The following is an 18,789-nucleotide window of genomic DNA, read 5'->3' on the forward strand; positions in this document are numbered from 1 at the left end:
GAGTTCGACCACCATTCATCCGATCGTGTGAGGATTGCCCGCGGGGCTGACGCTTGCCGGCCGGACGTACAGTGACGTGGGCACGTTTCGTGCCTTACCACCTTCCGGGGAGGCGTTTGCCGTGAGTGAGCTGCGGTTCGTCCGCATGGGATTCGGTGCCGAGGCCGTTGACTACGTCGAGGCCTGGGACGAGCAGCGCCGGGTGCACGCGGCCCGGTTCGCGGACGAGGTCCCCGACACCGTGCTGCTCCTTGAGCACCCCCCGGTCTACACGGCCGGGCGGCGGACCGAGGACAGCGAGCGCCCGCTCGACGGCACGCCCGTCATCGACGTGGACCGCGGCGGCAAGATCACCTGGCACGGTCCCGGCCAGCTGGTCGGCTACCCGATCCAGAAGCTGCCCCGCCCGGTGGACGTGGTGGCCCACGTGCGCCGCCTGGAGGAGGCGCTGATCCGCGCCTGCGCGGACTTCGGCCTGGAGACCACCCGCGTCGAGGGTCGCAGCGGAGTGTGGGTGCTCGGCGACCCGGTCGAGCAGCGGCCCGCCCTGGGCGGGCTGTCCCTGGACTTCGACCCGCGCCTGGCCGACGAGGAGTTCGACCCCCGCCTGAACGGCCCGGAGTACGCGCCCTCCAACGCCGGCCAGCGCCGCGAGGACCGCAAGATCGCGGCCATCGGCATCCGGGTCGCCAAGGGCGTCACGATGCACGGCTTCGCGCTCAACGTGAACCCGGACAACAAGTGGTTCGACAAGATCATCCCGTGCGGGATCCGGGACGCCGGCGTCGCCTCGCTGGCGGCCGAGCTCGGCCGGGACGTCACGATCGAAGAGGTGCTGCCGGTCGTCGAACGGCACCTGCGGGACGTCCTGGAGAACGCGGACCTGAAGCCGCGGGAGATCGAGAGGGTCACCGCCTGACCGGGGCCCGCCCGGGGGAATGATCCCCCAGGCCCGCAGGTTGGCCTCACCGACGGGGCGCAACAAGCACGGGCGTACCCTGGTGTGCGCCGAAGAATCGAAGCTACAGGGAGCCGGTCGTGTCCGCAGTCGCACCCGACGGACGCAAGATGCTGCGCCTGGAGGTCCGCAACAGCCAGACCCCCATCGAGCGCAAGCCCGAGTGGATCAAGACCCGGGCGAAAATGGGTCCCGAGTACACGAAGATGCAGAACCTCGTGAAGAGCGAGGGCCTGCACACGGTCTGCCAGGAAGCCGGCTGCCCGAACATCTACGAGTGCTGGGAGGACCGCGAGGCGACCTTCCTCATCGGCGGTGACCAGTGCACCCGGCGCTGCGACTTCTGCCAGATCGACACCGGCAAGCCCGAGGCCCTGGACCGCGACGAGCCGCGCCGCGTGGGCGAGTCCGTGGTCACCATGGACCTGAACTACGCCACCATCACCGGCGTCGCCCGCGACGACCTGGAGGACGGCGGCGCCTGGCTGTACGCCGAGACCGTGCGCCAGATCCACCAGCAGACGGCGGACCGCGAGAGCGGCCGTACGAAGGTCGAGCTGCTGGCCCCCGACTTCAACGCGGTCCCCGAGCAGCTGGCCGAGGTCTTCGACTCGCGCCCCGAGGTCTTCGCGCACAACGTCGAGACGGTGCCGAGGATCTTCAAGCGGATCCGCCCCGGCTTCCGCTACGAGCGCTCCCTGAAGGTCATCACCCAGGCCCGCGACTTCGGCCTGGTGACCAAGTCCAACCTCATCCTCGGCATGGGCGAGACCCGCGAGGAGGTCGTCGAGGCGCTCAAGCAGCTGCACGACGCGGGCTGCGAGCTGATCACCATCACCCAGTACCTGCGCCCCTCGGTGCGCCACCACCCGGTGGAGCGGTGGGTCAAGCCGCAGGAGTTCGTCGAGCTGAAGGAGGAAGCCGAGCAGATCGGTTTCTCGGGCGTGATGTCGGGTCCGCTGGTACGGTCCTCCTACCGCGCCGGGCGGCTGTACCAGATGGCCGTCGAGAAGCGGGGCACCTACATCGCCGCCCAGGCGGTCTGACAACGGCTGACCCTCCGTCACCACCCCTGTCCCGCAAGCGGGGGAAAGAGTGTGTGAAATCGGGCACAAGAGCCTACTGCCCGGTAGTGGCCGATACGACGCGGTCCCGACCGTCGCCGCAGATGAGCGGCCCGGTCAGGGCCGTGTCAGCCTTTCGGCCCGCGGCCGCGAGGCTTCATCGGTGTTTGACCGGCCGGTCACGCCCTGGTAACACCAAGCAGTGACCCTGGACTCACAGCCCGTACACCAAGAGCCGTCATGAGGGGGACCTCCCATGCAGGCCGCGCACGTTCGCGCCACCGCGATTCCGTCCGTCACCGACGCACTGCGTGCGGTCGAGTCCCTGCTCATGAGCAGCGGCCAGCGCACCGCCCGCCGCAACGCCTGGAACTCCGTCCTCGAGGACCGGCGCCGGGCCAAGGACCGCGTCGAGGCGCAGCGCGTCCTCGACCAGTTCCCCGCCGTCGGCCCCTGACCGCTGCTCCCCCGCTCCTTTCCGCCCGCCGCCCCGGGCCCGCACGGGCACTGCCGTCGTGGGCCGCTCCGAGAGCCACGTAGACTTCGTGGCATGGCGAGGAAGGACAACGCAGCCGAGGCTGCCAACCCCGGGCGACTGAAGCAGATCGCTCTGACCTACAAGATGACCCGCAAGGCCGACAGCAAGATCGGTCTGGTACTCGCGGGTGTCTTCATCATCACCTTCGGTGTCCTTCTCGGGATCGGCTTCGCGATCGGCCACCCGTACTACGCCGGCATCCTGGGCCTGCTGCTCGCCTTCCTCGCGACGGCGATCATCTTCGGACGCCGGGCCGAGCGCGCCGCGTTCGGGCAGATGGAGGGCCAGCCGGGCGCCGCCGCGGCGGTCCTGGACAACGTGGGCCGCGGCTGGACCACCACCCCGGCGGTGGCCATGAACCGCAGCCAGGACGTGGTGCACCGCGCGGTCGGCAAGGCCGGCATCGTGCTGGTCGCCGAGGGCAACCCGAACCGGGTGAAGTCCCTGCTCGCCGCCGAGAAGAAGAAGATGAACCGGATCGTCGCGGACGTCCCGGTGCACGACGTGATCGTCGGCAACGGCGACGGCGAGGTCCCGCTGAAGAAGCTGCGCACGACCATGCTGAAGTTCCCGCGCGTGCTGACCGGCCCGCAGGTCACCACCACCAACGACCGGCTGCGCGCCCTCGGCGACCTGATGAGCAACATGCCGCTGCCGAAGGGCCCGATGCCGAAGGGCATGCGGATGCCGAAGGGCGGCCCGAAGGCCCGCTGATCCCCCGCAGACACCTTCTACGACGACGGGGGCGCCCGGAGACCACTCCGGGCGCCCCCGTCGTCGTGGGGACGTCTCACACGCCGTACGAGCGCGCGGTCAGATCCGCACCTCCACCGTGCCTGCCAGCCGGTCGTGCAGACCGCGGCCGTCGCGGTCCCAGATCAGGGCGGGAACGGCCAGGCAGAGCAGGACCGTGCGCAGCAGGGCGCGCAGCGGCTGCACACGGCCGGTGCCGAGGGCGACGACGCGCAGGCCGAAGAGGCGCTTTCCGGGCGTGAAGCCGATGGTGCCGACGGTGAGGATGCCGAGGGCCAGGAAGAGGAGCAGCGCCCAGTTGCTGGTGGCCTGGTGGTAGCCGTGCGTGATCAGGCCGTAGGCGATCCACAGGCACAGCGCCCAGTCGAAGGCCAGGGCGCCGAGCCGACGTCCCGGACCGGCGATCGAGCCGGGCCCCTGCTCCGGCAGCCCCAGCTGCCGGCCCCGGTAGCCGAAGTCCGCGCCGGCGTCCTCCATGGCCGCTCGCGGCCCGGACAGCCATGATCCCATTGCTTGCCTGTTGTCCACCCGACCACCGTACTGCGACGCTGGAATCAGGGGGGTCGGCGGGGTGTCCGCGACCGCGACCGCCACCCGAGCCGGTTAACTTCAGCGAAACAAACGGGTCACGCCCGGGAAATCACCCCTCCCTAGGGTCGAGCCCAGCGTGTGCCACCGCACCGGCCGCACAACGATCTACCACCCCGGCGGGACGGTCGGGAGTAGGAGGAGCTGGATGTTCCAGAACGCCGACGAGGCCAAGCAGTACATCGCGGACGAGGACGTCAAGTTCATCGACGTCCGCTTCTGCGACCTGCCGGGCGTCATGCAGCACTTCACGTTGCCCGCCGAGGCGTTCGACCCCGACGAGGAGCAGGCTTTCGACGGGTCCTCGATCCGTGGCTTCCAGGCCATCCACGAGTCCGACATGTCCCTGCGGGCCGACCTGTCCACCGCGCGTGTGGACCCGTTCCGCCGGGACAAGACGCTCAACATCAACTTCTTCATCCACGACCCGATCACGGGCGAGCAGTACTCCCGTGACCCGCGCAACGTGGCGAGGAAGGCCGAGGCGTACCTGGCGTCCACCGGGATCGCCGACACCGCGTTCTTCGGTCCCGAAGCGGAGTTCTACGTCTTCGACAACGTCCGCTTCCGGACCGCCGAGAACGAGTCCTTCTACCACATCGACTCCGAGGCGGGCGCCTGGAACACCGGTGCGGTGGAGGACAACCGCGGCTACAAGGTCCGCTACAAGGGCGGCTACTTCCCGGTCCCGCCGGTCGACCACTTCGCCGACCTGCGCGCGGAGATCTCCCTGGAGTTGGCGAAGAACGGTCTGAAGGTGGAGCGCCAGCACCACGAGGTGGGCACCGCCGGCCAGGCCGAGATCAACTACAAGTTCAACACGCTGCTCGCAGCCGCCGACGACCTCCAGCTCTTCAAGTACATCGTGAAGAACGTCGCCTGGCGCAACGGCAAGACGGCGACCTTCATGCCGAAGCCGATCTTCGGCGACAACGGCTCGGGCATGCACGTGCACCAGTCGCTGTGGAGCAACGGCGAGCCGCTCTTCTACGACGAGGCCGGCTACGCGGGCCTGTCGGACACCGCCCGCTACTACATCGGCGGCATCCTCAAGCACGCCCCGGCGCTGCTCGCCTTCACCAACCCGACGGTGAACTCGTACCACCGCCTGGTGCCGGGCTTCGAGGCCCCGGTGAACCTGGTGTACTCGCAGCGCAACCGCTCCGCCGCGATGCGCATCCCGATCACCGGCTCCAACCCGAAGGCCAAGCGCGTGGAGTTCCGCGCGCCGGACTCCTCGGGCAACCCGTACCTGGCCTTCTCGGCGCTGCTGCTCGCGGGCCTGGACGGCATCAAGAACAAGATCGAGCCGGCCGAGCCGATCGACAAGGACCTGTACGAGCTGGCCCCCGAGGAGCACGCCAACGTCGCCCAGGTCCCGACCTCGCTGGAGGCCGTACTCCACGCCCTGGAGGACGACCACGAGTTCCTGCTCCAGGGCGACGTCTTCACGTCCGACCTGATCGAGACGTGGGTCGACTTCAAGCGCACGAACGAGATCGCCCCGCTCCAGCTGCGCCCGCACCCGCACGAGTTCGAGCTGTACTTCGACGTGTGATATCGCCCCGGGTCAGAGCGGGTAACCGCTCCCCTGGGCCGTCTGTGGGCCGTCGGCCGTGCTCTTCCTCGTTCGGAGAGGCACGGCCGACGGCCTTGTTATCGGTGCTACGGGCGCCATTCGAACAGCAGGATGGTCGCGTCGTCCCTCAGTTGGTTGGGCTGGTGATCGAGGATGGCGTGGATGAGCAGCCGTAGTACCTCGGGCGGGCGCTGGCCGGCGGCGGAGGAGCGGATGATGAAGTCAGTGAACCGGTCGAGGCCGAATTCCACTCCATCCGTGTCGCGTGCCTCCACAACGCCGTCGGTGTAGAGCAGGACGTGGTCGCCCGGTTTCAGTGTCGTCCGGTGTATCTGCCGGGCTGTCGGGGCGAGTTCGCCGGCGAGGCCGAGCGGGGGCTGCGGGGGGCTGTCCAGCGCCCCGTCGAGCACCCGCTCGGCACGGATCAGCAGCGGCGGCGGGTGACCGCAGTTGACCCAGTGCAGCACCCCGGTTTCCGCGTCGAGGCGGCACAGCACGCCGGTGCAGAAATGGTCGGGCAGCCACCGGGCGAGCGCCTGGTCGACGGAGCCGACGACGTCGGCCAGTTCGCCACCGCCGCGGCGGGTGTTCCGCGCCGCTGCCATGGCGACCGACGTGGTCAGGCCGGAGGCCAGATCGTGGCCCATGGAGTCGAGGATCATGGTGTGCAGCACGTTCTTGACCACCGAGTGGTCGAAGGCGTCGCCGGCGATGTCGTACGCCGGTTCCAGGACCGCGGTCGAGACGCACCTGCTGCTGCCGATGGTGCGGGGTGGCAGGAAGGCCCGCAGCATCTCGGTGGGCAACCGCATGGTCGCGGTGCGAGTGCGGGCGGCGAGCCAGTCGCTGTAGGCGCGCTTGGAAGTGATCAGCATGGCGAACAGATGGGCCAGCATCCGGCTGCGGCGGATACCCACCCCGTCGAGCGCGGCGGTCCGCACCGCCAGCACGCCCAGCCGCTCCGCGCCGTCCACCAGAGGCATCCATACGATCACGCCGTTGTCGGCGTCGGCCACCTGCGGGGAGATGGTGCGGTACGCCCAGCCGGCCGGCGAGTCGGTCACCGGTAGCGGCTCCAAGGCCTCGTCGAGTGGGATGAGCAGCCGTTGCTGCAGGTCGACGAGGTAGATCAGCGCGGTGTCCAGGCCGAGGACTGAGGCGCACCGGTTCGCCAGAGCGGAAAGCTCGAACGGCAGGGCCGTCTGCGCCTCGATGATCAGCTCTTCCAGCCGACGCTCGTCGACGGCGACGTCGGGACCGGCGGACGCATGCGGTGGGTCCGACACCGGGATCACCACCTTCCGCGCCCAGTTTCACACCAATCCCGACCTCTCTCGCGTCAGGCACGATCGCCCCCGAGGTGCCCGCGGCGAGAGCTGCTCCGTGTCACCACGGGTACCACCCAGGACACGCTCACGCAGGTCCACCCGGCCACGCTCTGCACGCGACGTGACCTGGTACTCACGCTGGGCGGCACGGGTCTCCTGCTCGCCCTGAACGCCGTCAGCCGCGGTCGGTTCCACGCGGAGACGGGACTCCTCCACCGGAAGTGGCCGGGGCGATCGGCAGGCCTCATGGTGAGGGCCGCCCCCCGGGTACCGGGGGGCGGCCCTTGGCCGTGTTGTCCGTCAGCGGACCACGACCACCACCGGGCCGCCGCCGAAGCCGTACCCGTAGCCGCCGAAGCCGTAGCCGCCGAAGCCGTAGCCGCCGTAGCCCCCGAAGCCGCCGTAGCCGGGGCCGAAGAAGCCGCCGCGGCCGAAACCGCCGCCGCACCAGCGGGACCACCGACCGCAACCCCAACCGCCACCGTGGTTGACGCTGGTGGAGACGGTGGAGAGATGGGCCGGAGTCGTAGCCGGGGTCGCTGCCGAGGCCGTGCCCGCCGCGCCGAGGGCGGTGCCGGCCGCCATCAGAACACCGACTGCGGACATTGTGAGGAGACGCCTTGCACGCTGTGCTTTCATGGAAATACCTTCCTTTCCACCCCCTCGTGCGTTTTCGGGCACGAGAAGAAGGGCCGCGGCCGCAGCCGGAAAGGGTTCGGCGGCGCGGTCGTAGGAGTTGGCGCGAGTACAGGCGGGGGGCTCGCGCGGTCGCGCTGTCAGCCCCGTGAGCAGGGTCTTCGGTCGACGCCGGGCCTGTTCCCGGACCGCCGCCCTCACCCATAGAGGCTAGCCTCCCGGTGAGCACACAGCATCTCGAGCGATCGCCTCACAGTGACGATCGCTTCACAGCACTCCCGCAGTCAGGGGATGATTCCTCGTCGGTATCAAGCACGGATAAGGACCGGAGAGGTAACGGGGATGACCGAGAACGACGACCTCGAGCGGGAGTTCGATCATCGGTGGGCGCGCGCCGCCGAGCACAAGGAGCCGTCCGCCCGTGCCCGTATGCTCGCCGCGCGGTGGAAGCACGATCCGCCGGGGCCGGTCCCGTTTCGCGCCGACCCGGACCCGGTCGCACCGCGCCGCTCCTCGTGGATATCCACGGTCGTGGTCCTCGGCTGCGTCGCCGCGGTGATCGTGCTGCTCGGGTACGCGCAGACGCACGGCCGCCTCTGAGTCCTCCAAGTCTTCTGAGGGGCCTCCGAGTCTTCCGGGGCCGGGGAGGCCGCTCGCGCTCACCCCGCGCGCACCTGCACTCACAGGCGGCTTTTGCTCCTCCTGGAGCCGATCAGGACCGCTTCATGGGCATCCCCAGGTGCACACTGGATGGCGGGACGAGTGCCTTGACTGCGGGGTGATGCAAGATGCAGAGCCGCTTCCGGAGCGACCGACGGCTGACCGTGCGCATGGGGGTCACGCTGTTCCTGCTCGGGCTGCTGTACGTGGCGTTCGTGGCCGTGCTGATCGTGTTGCTGAAGTCCTGGGTGCTGGTCGTGGTGATCGCGGCCGGCGTGCTCGCCGCCCAGTACTGGTTCTCCGACCGGATCGCCCTGTTCGCGATGCACGGCCGGGTGGTGGAGCGGGAGGAGTATCCCGAGCTGCACGCGGTGGTCGACCGGCTGTGCGCCATGGCGGACATGCCCAAGCCGACCGTCGCCGTGTCCAGCATGGACATGCCGAACGCGTTCGCGACCGGGCGGAACCCGGACAACGCCGTGGTGTGCGTGACCACGGGACTGCTGCGGCGGCTGGAACCGGCCGAGCTGGAGGGCGTTCTCGCGCACGAGCTGTCGCACGTGGCGCACAAGGACGTCGCCGTGATCACGGTGGCCTCGTTCCTCGGGGTGGTCGCGGGCCTGGTCGTACGGTTCGCCTTCTACTCGGAGCTCTTCGGCGGGCGCGGGCGCAAGGACCAGAACACACTCGCCCTGTTCGCCATGGTGATGGGCGTCTCGGCGGCCGTGTACGCGATCAGCTTCCTGCTGATCCGGGCGCTGTCGCGGTACCGGGAGCTGGCCGCGGACCGCGCGGCGGCGCTGCTGACCGGCCGGCCCTCGGCGCTCGCCGCCGCGCTCACCAAGGTGACCGGTGACATCGGGCGGATCCCGTCCGAGGACCTGCGCACCGCACAGGCCTTCAACGCCTTCTACTTCACGCCGGCGCTGGGCTCCGAGCCCGGCATCTCCCGGCTGTTCTCCACCCACCCGAGCCTGGAGCGGCGGCTGGAGCAGCTGGCGCAGATCTCCACCGAGCTGGGCGAGGCCGCGACGCCGGGGAAGGCGGGCTGAGGATGGGGCTCCTGGACATTCTGCTCGGCCGTACCAAACCCGCCCTGCCCGACCTGGACCAGCTGTTCGCGCTGCCGTCGGCGGCCATCACCCTTCAGGCGGCGGCCGGCTTCACCCCGACCGGGCAGGGCGCGGTGTGCTTCGCCACGGTCGAGGGTGCCGCCTTCGAGCAGACGCACCGCGAGGTCCAGGCCCTGCTGGACGCCGACGCCGAGCGCGGAGGGCCGCCCGTGGAGCTGTCCCAGGACTCCTACGGCTACTCCTGGCTGGTCTCCCGCCGCACCCCCGACCAGCTGCCCGAGCTGGTCAACGACCTGCACGCGGTGAACAGCGCGATGGAGGTCAACGGCTTCGGCCCCCAGCTTCTGTGCTCCCTGGCCGGTTTCCAGGACGACGCCGACCGGCGGCTGGCGCTGGTGTACCTGTACAAGCGGGGCACCTTCTACCCGTTCGCGCCGCTGGCCGGCCAGGCGCAGCGGCGCGACAACCCGCTGGAACTCCGGGTGAAGGCGACCCTGGCCGACGATCTGCGCATCGAGCCGGACCTGAGCCGCTGGTTCCCGGTGTGGGGCGCCCCCGGCCTGTGAGCGAGGTCCGTGAGCGATCCCGCGGGACCCCTCGGGCCCTGCGGAACTCCTCAGCACGAGGGCCCGGTGTCAGTGGTGTCGGGCAGGATGCCGTCAGGCACTACTACGGGCGGAGGTCTCATGGGCGGGGAGCCCCGGTACATCGACGTGGCGGAGCGGCGGGCCAGGCTGGCCCTGCGGCACCGGCTGGCCGCCGGGACGCGGGCGGGGACGCCGGAGGAGGTCGCCCGGGCGCTGGTGGCACTGCACGGAACGGACCCGGCGACGGTGTACCTGGGCGTCGGCGCCCGCCTGGCGGAACCCGCCGGGACGGTGCCGCAGACCGAACGCGCGCTGTACGAGGACCGCACACTGGTGCGGATGCACGGCATGCGGCACACCGTCTTCGTCTTCCCGGCGGAGCTGACCGCCGTCGTCCACGCCTCGACCGGCATCGCCGTCGCCGCCCGCGCCCGCGCCGCCCTGATCAAGGACATGGCGAAGGCGGGCGCGCCGGACGCGGCCTGGCTGAAGGAGGTCGAGGAGTCGGCCCTGGCCGCGCTGGCCCGCCGCGGGCAGGCCACGGCCACCGAACTCGCCCAGGACGAGCCGCGGCTGCGGGAGCAGTTCGCGTACGCGGCCGGGAAGAGCTACGAGGGCGTGCACACGGTCTCCTCGCGGCTGCTGCGCGTCCTGGGCGTGGAGGGCAAGGTGGTCCGGGGCCGGCCGCTCGGCTCCTGGACCTCCACGCAGTTCCGCTGGGCGCTCGCGCCCGAGCATCCCGAGCTGGACGTCGCCGGCGCCCAGCGCGACCTGCTGCGCCGCTGGCTCGCGGCCTGCGGCCCGGCGACCGAGGCCGACCTGAAGTGGTGGACGGGATGGCGGGTGACGGACGTGCGGCGGGCGCTGGCCGCGGCGGGGGCGCGCGAGGTGAGGGTGGACGAGGGCACGGCGTACGTCACCGAGGACGACGTCGCCCCGGTGGCCGGCCCGGCCGAACCGTGGGCGGCCCTGCTGCCCGGTCTCGACCCCACGGCGATGGGCTGGCAGCAGCGGGACTGGTACCTCGCACCCGGGCTGCGGCCGGCCCTGTTCGACGGCAGCGGCAACGTCGGCCCGACGGTGTGGTGGAACGGCCGGGTCGTCGGAGCCTGGGCCCAGCGCCCCGACGGCGAGATCGTCTGGCGGATCCTGGACCGGGAAGGGGTGGGCGCGGAGGCGGAGGCGGAGATCGCCCGGCAGGCGCGGGAGCTGGGAGACCGGCTCGGCCCGACACGGGTTACACCGCGCTTCCGCACACCGCTGGAGAAGGAGCTGGCGGCGTAGGCCGTGGCGTGGGTGGGGCCGGGCACCCCGCGGGCGCGGGGTGCCCGGCCCCACGGGGTCAGCGCGAGTACCGCATCAGCGCCCGCACCATGTGGCACGTCGTGTTCGACGGCGGGTGCACGCCGATGAGTTCGGCGATGGAGCGGATCGTCTCGTCGCGGGCCTGGTGCGGCATGTAGACGCCCGAGTCGAGCAGGGCGATGGCGAGCCGCATCGCCTTCAGACGGCGGTTGTGGATGACGTACCACTCACGCGGACGCCCCGGCGGCAACGGCCGCTTCGCCACGGGTTCGTAGGGGAGGTCGAGCAGGACGGGACGCTTCGCGGTGGACTGGGTCGGCAACGGCTTCGGCTTCAGTGCGGCAGCGGCCACAGGCATCCTCCTGTCGCGGTGGGAGCGCCGCGAAGGGACCCCGGCGACGCTCTCGAACACTGCTTCAATTCTACTGCGCGGCACTGACAAAACCCCCTGGCCACAAGGGCTTTCGGGGCTGGAGTGACGCAGGCGGGAGACGGGTTTCCACGGGTTTTCCGCGGCGGTTTCCCGCATCCGTTTCCCGTGGGTCCTCGGGTCCCGGAGTCCTGGGGTCCTTGGGTCCTCGGGTCCTTCGCGTACCGTGGCCGCATGGAGATCTGGATCAATCCGGCCTGCTCGAAGTGCCGCAGTGCCGTCGGGCTGCTCGATGCCGAGGGTGCCGAGTACACCGTGCGCCGCTATCTGGAGGACGTACCGACCGCGCAGGAGATCCGGGACGTGCTCGGACGGCTGGGGCTCGAGCCGTGGGACATCACGCGGACGCAGGAGGCCGCCGCCAAGGAACTCAGGCTGAAGGACTGGCCGCGGGACGCCGGGGCGCGCGAGCGCTGGATCGCGGCGCTGGCGGAGCACCCGAAGCTGATCCAGCGTCCGATCATCACGGCCGACGACGGCACGGCGGTCGTGGCCCGGACCGAGGAAGCGGTACGGGACGCCCTCGGACGCGGGTGAGCGCCGCGTGCCCCGGCGCGCCGCTTCACCAACTCTCAAGTGACACAGGTCACTTCAACTGGTTCCGCAACCGCTGAGTAACCTCGTTCGGCATCTCGTACCTAGCGGCGTACGCTCCCCCACCCCTTCAGGAGGCGCGCATGTCGCGTAGGCGCACTGTCAGCACGAAGAAGAAGGTCGCGCTGCTGGTCACGGCCGCGGCGGTGGCGGGCGGCGGGGCCTTCGCCCTCGCCGCCACGTCCAACGCCGCGCAGCCGGAGGCCCCGCGAACCCTGTCCGCCGCGGACTCGACGGTCTGTCAGGGGCTCGCCACCGCCCTCGGCAACAACCAGAAGTTCATCGACGGCCAGCGGGCCGCCCCGGACGCGCTGTCCGAGGCGCGGATCGCCAACCGGGAGGCGGTCATCGAGGAGATCAAGCGCAAGCAGGCCGCGTCCGGGTGCACGGTGGGGGAGTCGGCTCAGGACTCCCAGGCCGGGCAGCAGGCGCAGAACGGCCAGCAGGCGGGCCGGCAGAACGGGCAGGAGGCGGGCCGGCAGGCCGCTCAGCGGAACGGGCAGCAGGCCGGTCAGCAAGACGGTGCGGCCGGGAACGCCGGCGGCGGCGTCGCGGCGTCCGGCCAGCAGGTCTGCCAGGGCTCCACCGTGACGCTCTCCGGCGAGGGCGGCGCACCGGCCGCGTCCAGCAACCAGTTCCCGGCGGGCACCACGCTGAAGGTCACCAACCTGGACAACAACAAGTCCACCACAGTGAAGGTCACGTCCGTCTCCGGCAGTTGCGTCCTGCTCAACGACGCGGCCTTCGAGGAGGTCCGGGAGCCGGGCAAGTTCCTGATCCGGCGCGCGGTGATCGAGAAGGTGGGCTGACGCCGACCCCCATGGGTGAGGGCCTGTCTGCTCCTGGCCGGGAGCAGACAGGCCCTCACCCGTACCGCGTGAACCGCGCCACAACGGCGCCGGGTAACACGGGGTTCACATTCGGGCAACGGCCGGGAAACCGCCCGTTGACAGGCTGCTGAACAGCCGCCGCGGCGCACCGTGCCGCGGCGCCGCGCCGCCCGTGAGCGCGCGCGAGTGAGACCCCGGAGGATGTGGCCCGTGACCTTCAAGGCTGAGTACATCTGGATCGACGGCACCGAGCCGACGGCCAAGCTGCGTTCCAAGACGAAGATCCTCGGCGACGACGCCAAGGGCGCCGAACTGCCGCTCTGGGGCTTCGACGGGTCCTCCACCAACCAGGCCGAGGGACGCACCTCCGACTGCGTCCTGCGGCCGGTCTTCTCCTGCCCGGACCCGATCCGCGGCGGCGACGACATCCTCGTGCTGTGCGAGGTCCTTGACATCACGCTCGCCCCGCACCCGTCCAACACGCGGACCGCGCTGGCCGAGGCCGCGGAGCGGTTCGCCGCGCAGGAGCCGGTCTTCGGCATCGAGCAGGAGTACACCTTCTTCGACGGCTCCCGCCCGCTCGGCTTCCCCGAGGGCGGCTTCCCGGCCCCGCAGGGCGGCTACTACTGCGGTGTCGGCGCCGACGAGATCTTCGGCCGGGAGATCGTCGAGGAGCACCTGGACAACTGCCTGACGGCGGGGCTCGGCATCTCCGGCATCAACGCCGAGGTCATGCCGGGCCAGTGGGAGTTCCAGGTCGGCCCGCTGTCCCCGCTCCAGGTCGCCGACCAGTTGTGGGTGGCCCGCTGGCTGCTCTACCGCACCGCCGAGGGCCACGGCATCTCCGCCACCCTCGACCCCAAGCCGGTCAAGGGCGACTGGAACGGCGCCGGCGCCCACACCAACTTCTCCACCAGGGCGATGCGCGAGGGCCCCGAGGGCTACGCCGCGATCATCACCGCGTGCGAGGCGCTCGGCGAGGGCTCCAGGCCGATGGATCACGTCAAGAACTACGGGGCCGGGATCGACGACCGCCTCACCGGCCTGCACGAGACCGCCCCGTGGGACGCGTACTCCTACGGCGTCGGCGACCGCGGCGCCTCGGTCCGCATCCCGTGGCAGGTCGAGCGGGACGGCAAGGGCTACATCGAGGACCGCCGGCCGAACGCCAACGTCGACCCGTACGTCGTCACGCGCCTGCTGATCGACACCTGCTGCACCGCCCTGGAGAAGGCCGGGCAGGTCTGATCCGAACGGGTGGCGCGGCCGCCGGGCGCCGGCTTCCCGGCGGGGAGGTGTCCGCGCAGTGAGAAGCGGCGGGAAGAGGGTCCTGTCCGGACATGGGGTCTGCTTCAATGGGGGCATGGTCGGCTTCCGGAAGTGCGTCGCGACGAGTCGCGACGACCTGGAGCCGTTCTGGCCCTCCCGTCAGCACCACGACTTCGACCGGCTCTGTTGCCGCGCGCCGAGCGCGCGGGCCCGGTAAAGCCGTACACCCCGGCCTCCGGCCAGCGCGGAACGACGTACGTCCCCGACGCGCCCGACCACGAACTCGCGGCCGTCGGTCCCCCGGCGAACCTCTCCCGCGAAAGAGCTGACCTGTCATGGCGACCACCCGTTCTCTGACCGACACCGCCCTTCCCGCCTCCGCCTCCTCCCGCTCCCCCTCTTCCTCCCGCTCCCCCGCTTCCGCACGGCACCGGCTGCGGGCCGTGGACCGGGACGAGGTCGTGGAGATCGCCGATCTCCTGCCGCCCGGCGCCACCTGGCTGCCGGCTCCGCAGCACGCCCTGCCCAGGCTGCCGGGCCGGCCCCCGATGGTCGGCTACCTGGTGCTCGTGCCCGCCGACCAGCAGCCGCCGTACCTGCCGGTGGCGGTGCCGGACCACCCGGAGGCCGGGACGGCCACCGACACCGCGCCCGGTACCTGCGACGCGCTCGTCCGCATCGACTCCGTACGGCGGATCGCGGAGGTGGACGGGCGTGAACTCGACCTCACCTACCTGGAGTTCGAGCTGCTCTCCCATCTCGTGGCCCACCCGCACCGGGTGCACACCCGCGACCAGCTGGTCACCACGGTCTGGGGCTACGGCCACGTGGGCGACGGCCGCACCGTCGACGTCCACATCGCCCGGCTGCGCCGCAAGCTGGGCGCCGAACACCGCCGGACGATCCAGACCGTACGCCGCGTAGGCTACAAGTACGCTCCGCCGACGGGGCGTTGATCTCTGCCGAGGGCAGAACCCGGTTCCCTGCCACGGCCCTGACGGGCACAGTCACCGGTATGAGACTTCTGGTGCTGGGTGGTACGGAGTTCGCGGGGCGGGCCGTCGCCGAGGCGGCGGCCGGGCGCGGCTGGGATGTGACGGTCCTGAACCGGGGGCGGCACGCGCCCGTTCCCGGGGTGCGGTCGCTGCTCGGCGACCGCACCGCGCCCGACGGGCTGGCGGCCCTGACGGACGGCGCGTGGGACGCGGTCGTCGACACCTGGTCGGCCGCGCCCCGCGCGGTCCGGGACGCGGCGCGACTGCTGCGGGACCGCGCCGGCCGGTATGTGTACGTGTCGACCTGCTCGGTGTACGCCTGGGCCCCGCCAGCCGGCTACACCGAGGCGGCGCCGCTGGTCGAGGGCGCCGACGCCGGTGCCGAGCAGACGGACTACCCGCAGGACAAGCTGGGCGCCGAACTGGCCGCGGTGGAGGCCTTCGGGGCGGACCGCTCGGTGCTCGTACGGGCCGGGCTGATCCTCGGGCCGCACGAGAACATCGGGCGGCTGCCGTGGTGGCTGAACCGGATCGCGCGCGGCGGCCCCGTGCTGGCGCCCGGTCCGCGGGACCTGCCCCTTCAGTACATCGACGTCCGCGATCTCGCCGCGTGGATCCTCGGCGCGGTGGAAGGGGAGCTGAGCGGGCCGTACAACATGATCAGCCCGCGGGGGCACGCGACGATGGGCGAGCTGCTGGAGGCCTGTGTACGGGCCACCGGCGCGGACGCCGAACTGCGCTGGACCGATCCGGAGACGATCCTCGCCGCGGGCATCGAACCCTGGACGGAGCTGCCGGTGTGGATGCCACCGGACAGCGAGGGCCACGACGCGCTGCACGGTGCCGATGTCGGCCGGGCCCTCGCGACCGGTCTGCGCTGCCGTCCCGTGGACGAGACGGTCGCGGACACCTGGACCTGGCTCCAGGGCCTGGGCGGTACGGCGCCCCAGCGGCCGGACCGGCCTCCGGTGGGCGTGGATCCCGCCCTGGAGGCGAAGGTGCTCGGGCTCCAGGGCGAAGATCCTCGGCCTCAAGGCGGCCCGAAGTTTTAACCGGTGCGGCCGCAACTATCCGCGGAAATGGGGTAGTTGCGGCCCGAGTGACGCACGGAGCGCACATCAATTCGTGGGTCGGCTGAACACGATCGGGGCGGCTCCCGTATTGAGAGGGAGCCGCTCCGATTCTGTTGGGCGCTTCAACGCCCGTAAGGGGGTGCTCCTCAACGAAGTCAGAGGAGCACCGTGACTCCACCCACCGCTGAAGCAGCGGGCTTCCAGCCCGAGGACTGCGGTCCAGCCCGAACCGACCCCTTGCGGGGCAACGGACAAATCAACACCTCGCTAGGAGACTGATGGGACGCAACACACGCAAACGCCGAATGCCGCTGGCCACCAAGGCCATAGCCGGGGCGGCGGCCCTAGCGCTCGGTGGGGGCGGGCTTGTCTGGGCGAACTACTACGCATCCGCGCACGAGTCGAAGAACGACGCGTGGGGAGGCAACCGGACGAAGGCCGTCAACGCACAGGTCGCGACGATCTCGTGCCCGGACGTCGGCCAGAAGCTGACCGCCGTGCCGGAGCGGGCCCGTGGGGAGGTCGACGGCGAACTCGCCACGCTCGACCAGCAGATCACCGAGGCCTACCAGAGGCTGGCCACCACGCGCGACGCGCAGGCGAGGGACGCGAGTTTCGTCCAGAACGCCATCCTGGGCCCGCTGAAGGACCGGCGGAAGGTGATCCTCGACCGGATCAAGCTGGAGATCAACCGGGCCGGTGGCAACACCCCGGGCGACCTGGACAATCTCGCACCCTGCACCGGCACCCCCGTCGAGCAGAACCAGACGGACGCGGGCGGCGGTGAGCCCGGCCAGGACAACGGGCAGCCGGGCGACACCGGCCAGGACACCGGGCAGCCGGGCGACAACGGCGGTCAGAACGATGGTGGCCAGAACGACGGCGGCCAGAACGACGGCGGCCAGCCGGGCGACGACGGGCAGCAGGGCGTCGGCGGTCAGGCCGGAAACGGCCCGGTCGCGGCGGACTTCGTGGACATCACCACGGTCCAGCCCAACGTCCCGGCCAAGCCCCGCAAGAACCGCAACGCCTCGACCGGCTCCTTCACCACGCGCTGCGGTGTGAACGCCAACGGCAACCACAACACCGACAACGTGATCGTGGCGCCCGGTGTGGCCAACGGCGCCCACCACCTGCACGACTACGTCGGCAACCAGAAGATCGACGCGTTCGCGAGCAACGACACGTTCCTCCAGGGCGGCACCAGCTGCCAGAACAAGAACGACCTGTCGTCGTACTACTGGCCGGTGGTCCGGGTCCAGGACGGCACGCAGGACTTCGACCAGGACGCGGACGGCGGTGGCAGGGAAGGCAACGTCGGCCGGATCCTGAAGCCCGTCCAGGCGCAGATCAAGTACGTCGGCAGCCCGACCGGCAAGGTCGTCGCCATGCCGCAGTTCCTGCGCATCATCACCGGTGACGCCAAGACCACGACCAACGGTCTGGCCAACGCCAACGCGCACTGGAGCTGCACCGGCTTCGAGAACAAGGTCCAGCTGACGGAGCAGTACCCGATCTGCCCGCAGGGCAGCCAGATGGTCCGCACGTTCGCCTTCCAGAGCTGCTGGGACGGGCAGAACATCGACAGCGCCAACCACCGTACGCACGTGGCCTTCGCCGACGAGCGCGGCAACTGCCCCGGCGGGTTCAAGGCCATCCCGCAGCTGACGATGCGCCTGGTCTACGACGCGCCGCAGCCGGCCATCGAGAACGGCGTGGTGAAGAACGCCTACGCGGTCGACGGCTTCCCGGAGCAGCTGCACAAGGCGGCCACCGACCACGACGACTTCATCAACATCACGACCGGTGGCCTGGCGAACAAGATCGCCAATTGCGTCAACTCGGGCCGGAACTGCAAGTGACGCACTGAACCGGTGACCCCTTGGTGATCCGTTGAGGAAGGCCGGCGGCGGGAGATCCCGCCGCCGGCCTTCGCCGTGAAGCCGTGGGCCCCTGAGCCCGTGTGCCCGTGAGTTGAGGGTGGCGGCGGCTCAGCCGCCGTGGGCGCTGTGGTCGGTGCCGGTCTCCACGTCACCGCCGAGGGTGGAGCGAAGCACGGTGACCACGCCGCTGTCGCCGACGGCGACCCACTTGCGGCCGACGAGGTAGGAGCCGCCGTAGTCCTTCGCGTCGTCGATCCACTCCCGCTGGCCGCGGTCGGTGGCGAAGGTGGCGAGGACGAACTTGCCAGTGGAGTTGGTGCAGATCGCCTGCCGGATGGTGTCGGCGTCGGTCTGCATGTCCGGCTCGCACTTCACCTCGGCGGCCAGGCTCTCCAGGCTGCCGGTCGCCGTCGGCGGCACCTTCGCCGCCTCCCCGTCACCGGAGCCGCACCCCGTCAGTACCAGTGCCGCCGCGGCACCGGCCACCGCGAGCATCGGTCGGGTCACCCTCATCTGTTCCTCCGGTCGCTTCCGACACTCCGTTCCCGGCGGCACGAGCCACAAGCATGCCGCACCGGACCCCGGCAGGGGCCGCCCTCCGATACGGCTCCGGCGCGCACAGCGCTCAATCGGGTGGACGCCACCT

The 18,789-nt window shown here is 70.8% G+C and carries 20 protein-coding genes and 1 pseudogene; 16 read left to right on the top strand and 5 right to left on the bottom strand.

What is annotated here, in order from left to right:
* The first annotated feature begins 121 nt into the window (after nt 1-121).
* The 4 genes from lipB to ACWEK3_RS14530 all read left to right on the top strand — a co-directional run bounded on the left by lipB (nt 122) and on the right by ACWEK3_RS14530 (nt 3,274).
* A complete protein-coding gene (gene lipB / locus ACWEK3_RS14515) occupies nt 122-919 on the top strand; it encodes a lipoyl(octanoyl) transferase LipB (protein ID WP_450544468.1) in 798 nt (265 codons plus the stop codon).
* Between the two features lie 119 nt (nt 920-1,038).
* Nucleotides 1,039-2,004 (top strand): lipoyl synthase, encoded by a 966-nt coding sequence (lipA, locus tag ACWEK3_RS14520; protein WP_450544470.1) that lies wholly within the window; start codon nt 1,039-1,041, stop codon nt 2,002-2,004.
* 274 nt (nt 2,005-2,278) lie between these two features.
* Nucleotides 2,279-2,479, top strand: coding sequence for an SCO2195 family GlnR-regulated protein (locus ACWEK3_RS14525; RefSeq protein ID WP_141361545.1), 201 nt, complete (start codon nt 2,279-2,281; stop codon nt 2,477-2,479).
* Between the two features lie 93 nt (nt 2,480-2,572).
* Nucleotides 2,573-3,274, top strand: a complete 702-nt coding sequence (locus tag ACWEK3_RS14530; RefSeq protein ID WP_450544472.1) for a DUF4191 domain-containing protein — start codon at nt 2,573-2,575, stop codon at nt 3,272-3,274.
* Nucleotides 3,275-3,373: 99 nt separating this feature from the next.
* Here the strand turns inward: ACWEK3_RS14530 and ACWEK3_RS14535 are convergent, their stop codons facing one another.
* Nucleotides 3,374-3,841 (bottom strand): RDD family protein, encoded by a 468-nt coding sequence (locus ACWEK3_RS14535; protein ID WP_361409324.1) that lies wholly within the window; start codon nt 3,839-3,841, stop codon nt 3,374-3,376.
* A gap of 208 nt (nt 3,842-4,049) precedes the next feature.
* On the opposite strand from ACWEK3_RS14535, the gene glnA reads away from it, so the two are divergent.
* Nucleotides 4,050-5,459, top strand: coding sequence for a type I glutamate--ammonia ligase (glnA, locus tag ACWEK3_RS14540; RefSeq protein ID WP_361409321.1), 1,410 nt, complete (start codon nt 4,050-4,052; stop codon nt 5,457-5,459).
* A 107-nt stretch (nt 5,460-5,566) separates the two neighbouring features.
* Here the strand turns inward: glnA and ACWEK3_RS14545 are convergent, their stop codons facing one another.
* Nucleotides 5,567-6,775 (bottom strand): PP2C family protein-serine/threonine phosphatase, encoded by a 1,209-nt coding sequence (locus tag ACWEK3_RS14545; RefSeq protein ID WP_450544477.1) that lies wholly within the window; start codon nt 6,773-6,775, stop codon nt 5,567-5,569.
* Between the two features lie 111 nt (nt 6,776-6,886).
* On the opposite strand from ACWEK3_RS14545, the pseudogene ACWEK3_RS14550 reads away from it, so the two are divergent.
* A pseudogene (locus ACWEK3_RS14550) lies at nt 6,887-7,051 on the top strand (glycosyltransferase family 2 protein); the annotation flags it as partial.
* 57 nt (nt 7,052-7,108) lie between these two features.
* Here ACWEK3_RS14550 and ACWEK3_RS14555 read toward each other — a convergent pair.
* Nucleotides 7,109-7,414 carry a hypothetical protein gene (locus ACWEK3_RS14555; protein WP_450544479.1) on the bottom strand — a complete coding sequence of 102 codons (306 nt, stop codon included), beginning with the start codon at nt 7,412-7,414 and terminating at the stop codon, nt 7,109-7,111.
* Between the two features lie 372 nt (nt 7,415-7,786).
* Between ACWEK3_RS14555 and ACWEK3_RS14560 the strand changes: the two genes are divergently transcribed.
* The 4 genes from ACWEK3_RS14560 (at nt 7,787) to ACWEK3_RS14575 (ending at nt 11,048) form a co-directional block, all read left to right on the top strand.
* Nucleotides 7,787-8,044, top strand: coding sequence for an SCO2583/SCO2584 N-terminal domain-containing protein (locus tag ACWEK3_RS14560; RefSeq protein WP_453249789.1), 258 nt, complete (start codon nt 7,787-7,789; stop codon nt 8,042-8,044).
* 188 nt (nt 8,045-8,232) lie between these two features.
* Nucleotides 8,233-9,156: a zinc metalloprotease HtpX gene (htpX, locus tag ACWEK3_RS14565; RefSeq protein ID WP_390876463.1), complete on the top strand. Its 924-nt coding sequence runs from the start codon at nt 8,233-8,235 to the stop codon at nt 9,154-9,156.
* Between the two features lie 2 nt (nt 9,157-9,158).
* On the top strand, nt 9,159-9,743 hold the full coding sequence (pspAB, locus tag ACWEK3_RS14570; RefSeq protein WP_361409307.1) for a PspA-associated protein PspAB: 585 nt from the start codon (nt 9,159-9,161) through the stop codon (nt 9,741-9,743).
* A 120-nt stretch (nt 9,744-9,863) separates the two neighbouring features.
* Nucleotides 9,864-11,048: a winged helix DNA-binding domain-containing protein gene (locus tag ACWEK3_RS14575; protein ID WP_450544484.1), complete on the top strand. Its 1,185-nt coding sequence runs from the start codon at nt 9,864-9,866 to the stop codon at nt 11,046-11,048.
* Between the two features lie 58 nt (nt 11,049-11,106).
* On the opposite strand, the gene ACWEK3_RS14580 is transcribed toward ACWEK3_RS14575, so the two are convergent.
* A complete protein-coding gene (locus ACWEK3_RS14580; protein WP_141361526.1) occupies nt 11,107-11,421 on the bottom strand; it encodes a hypothetical protein in 315 nt (104 codons plus the stop codon).
* A gap of 252 nt (nt 11,422-11,673) precedes the next feature.
* Between ACWEK3_RS14580 and ACWEK3_RS14585 the strand changes: the two genes are divergently transcribed.
* The 6 genes from ACWEK3_RS14585 to ACWEK3_RS14610 all read left to right on the top strand — a co-directional run bounded on the left by ACWEK3_RS14585 (nt 11,674) and on the right by ACWEK3_RS14610 (nt 18,122).
* Nucleotides 11,674-12,036 carry an arsenate reductase family protein gene (locus tag ACWEK3_RS14585; protein WP_453249790.1) on the top strand — a complete coding sequence of 121 codons (363 nt, stop codon included), beginning with the start codon at nt 11,674-11,676 and terminating at the stop codon, nt 12,034-12,036.
* A gap of 140 nt (nt 12,037-12,176) precedes the next feature.
* On the top strand, nt 12,177-12,902 hold the full coding sequence (locus ACWEK3_RS14590; protein WP_453249791.1) for a hypothetical protein: 726 nt from the start codon (nt 12,177-12,179) through the stop codon (nt 12,900-12,902).
* A gap of 231 nt (nt 12,903-13,133) precedes the next feature.
* Nucleotides 13,134-14,171 (top strand): glutamine synthetase, encoded by a 1,038-nt coding sequence (gene glnII, locus ACWEK3_RS14595; protein ID WP_376548108.1) that lies wholly within the window; start codon nt 13,134-13,136, stop codon nt 14,169-14,171.
* 356 nt (nt 14,172-14,527) lie between these two features.
* Nucleotides 14,528-15,148, top strand: a complete 621-nt coding sequence (locus ACWEK3_RS14600; protein WP_453249792.1) for a winged helix-turn-helix domain-containing protein — start codon at nt 14,528-14,530, stop codon at nt 15,146-15,148.
* A 59-nt stretch (nt 15,149-15,207) separates the two neighbouring features.
* Complete coding sequence (locus ACWEK3_RS14605) at nt 15,208-16,239, top strand: NAD-dependent epimerase/dehydratase family protein (RefSeq protein WP_453249793.1); 1,032 nt, start codon at nt 15,208-15,210, stop codon at nt 16,237-16,239.
* A gap of 299 nt (nt 16,240-16,538) precedes the next feature.
* The gene (locus ACWEK3_RS14610; RefSeq protein ID WP_453249794.1) at nt 16,539-18,122 is read left to right on the top strand and encodes a DUF1996 domain-containing protein; all 1,584 of its coding nucleotides are present in this window, start codon (nt 16,539-16,541) and stop codon (nt 18,120-18,122) included.
* 129 nt (nt 18,123-18,251) lie between these two features.
* Here the strand turns inward: ACWEK3_RS14610 and ACWEK3_RS14615 are convergent, their stop codons facing one another.
* Complete coding sequence (locus ACWEK3_RS14615) at nt 18,252-18,656, bottom strand: hypothetical protein (RefSeq protein ID WP_450544949.1); 405 nt, start codon at nt 18,654-18,656, stop codon at nt 18,252-18,254.
* Between the last annotated feature and the right edge of the window lie 133 nt (nt 18,657-18,789).

It is taken from the genome of Streptomyces sp. NPDC004721, assembly GCF_053601495.1.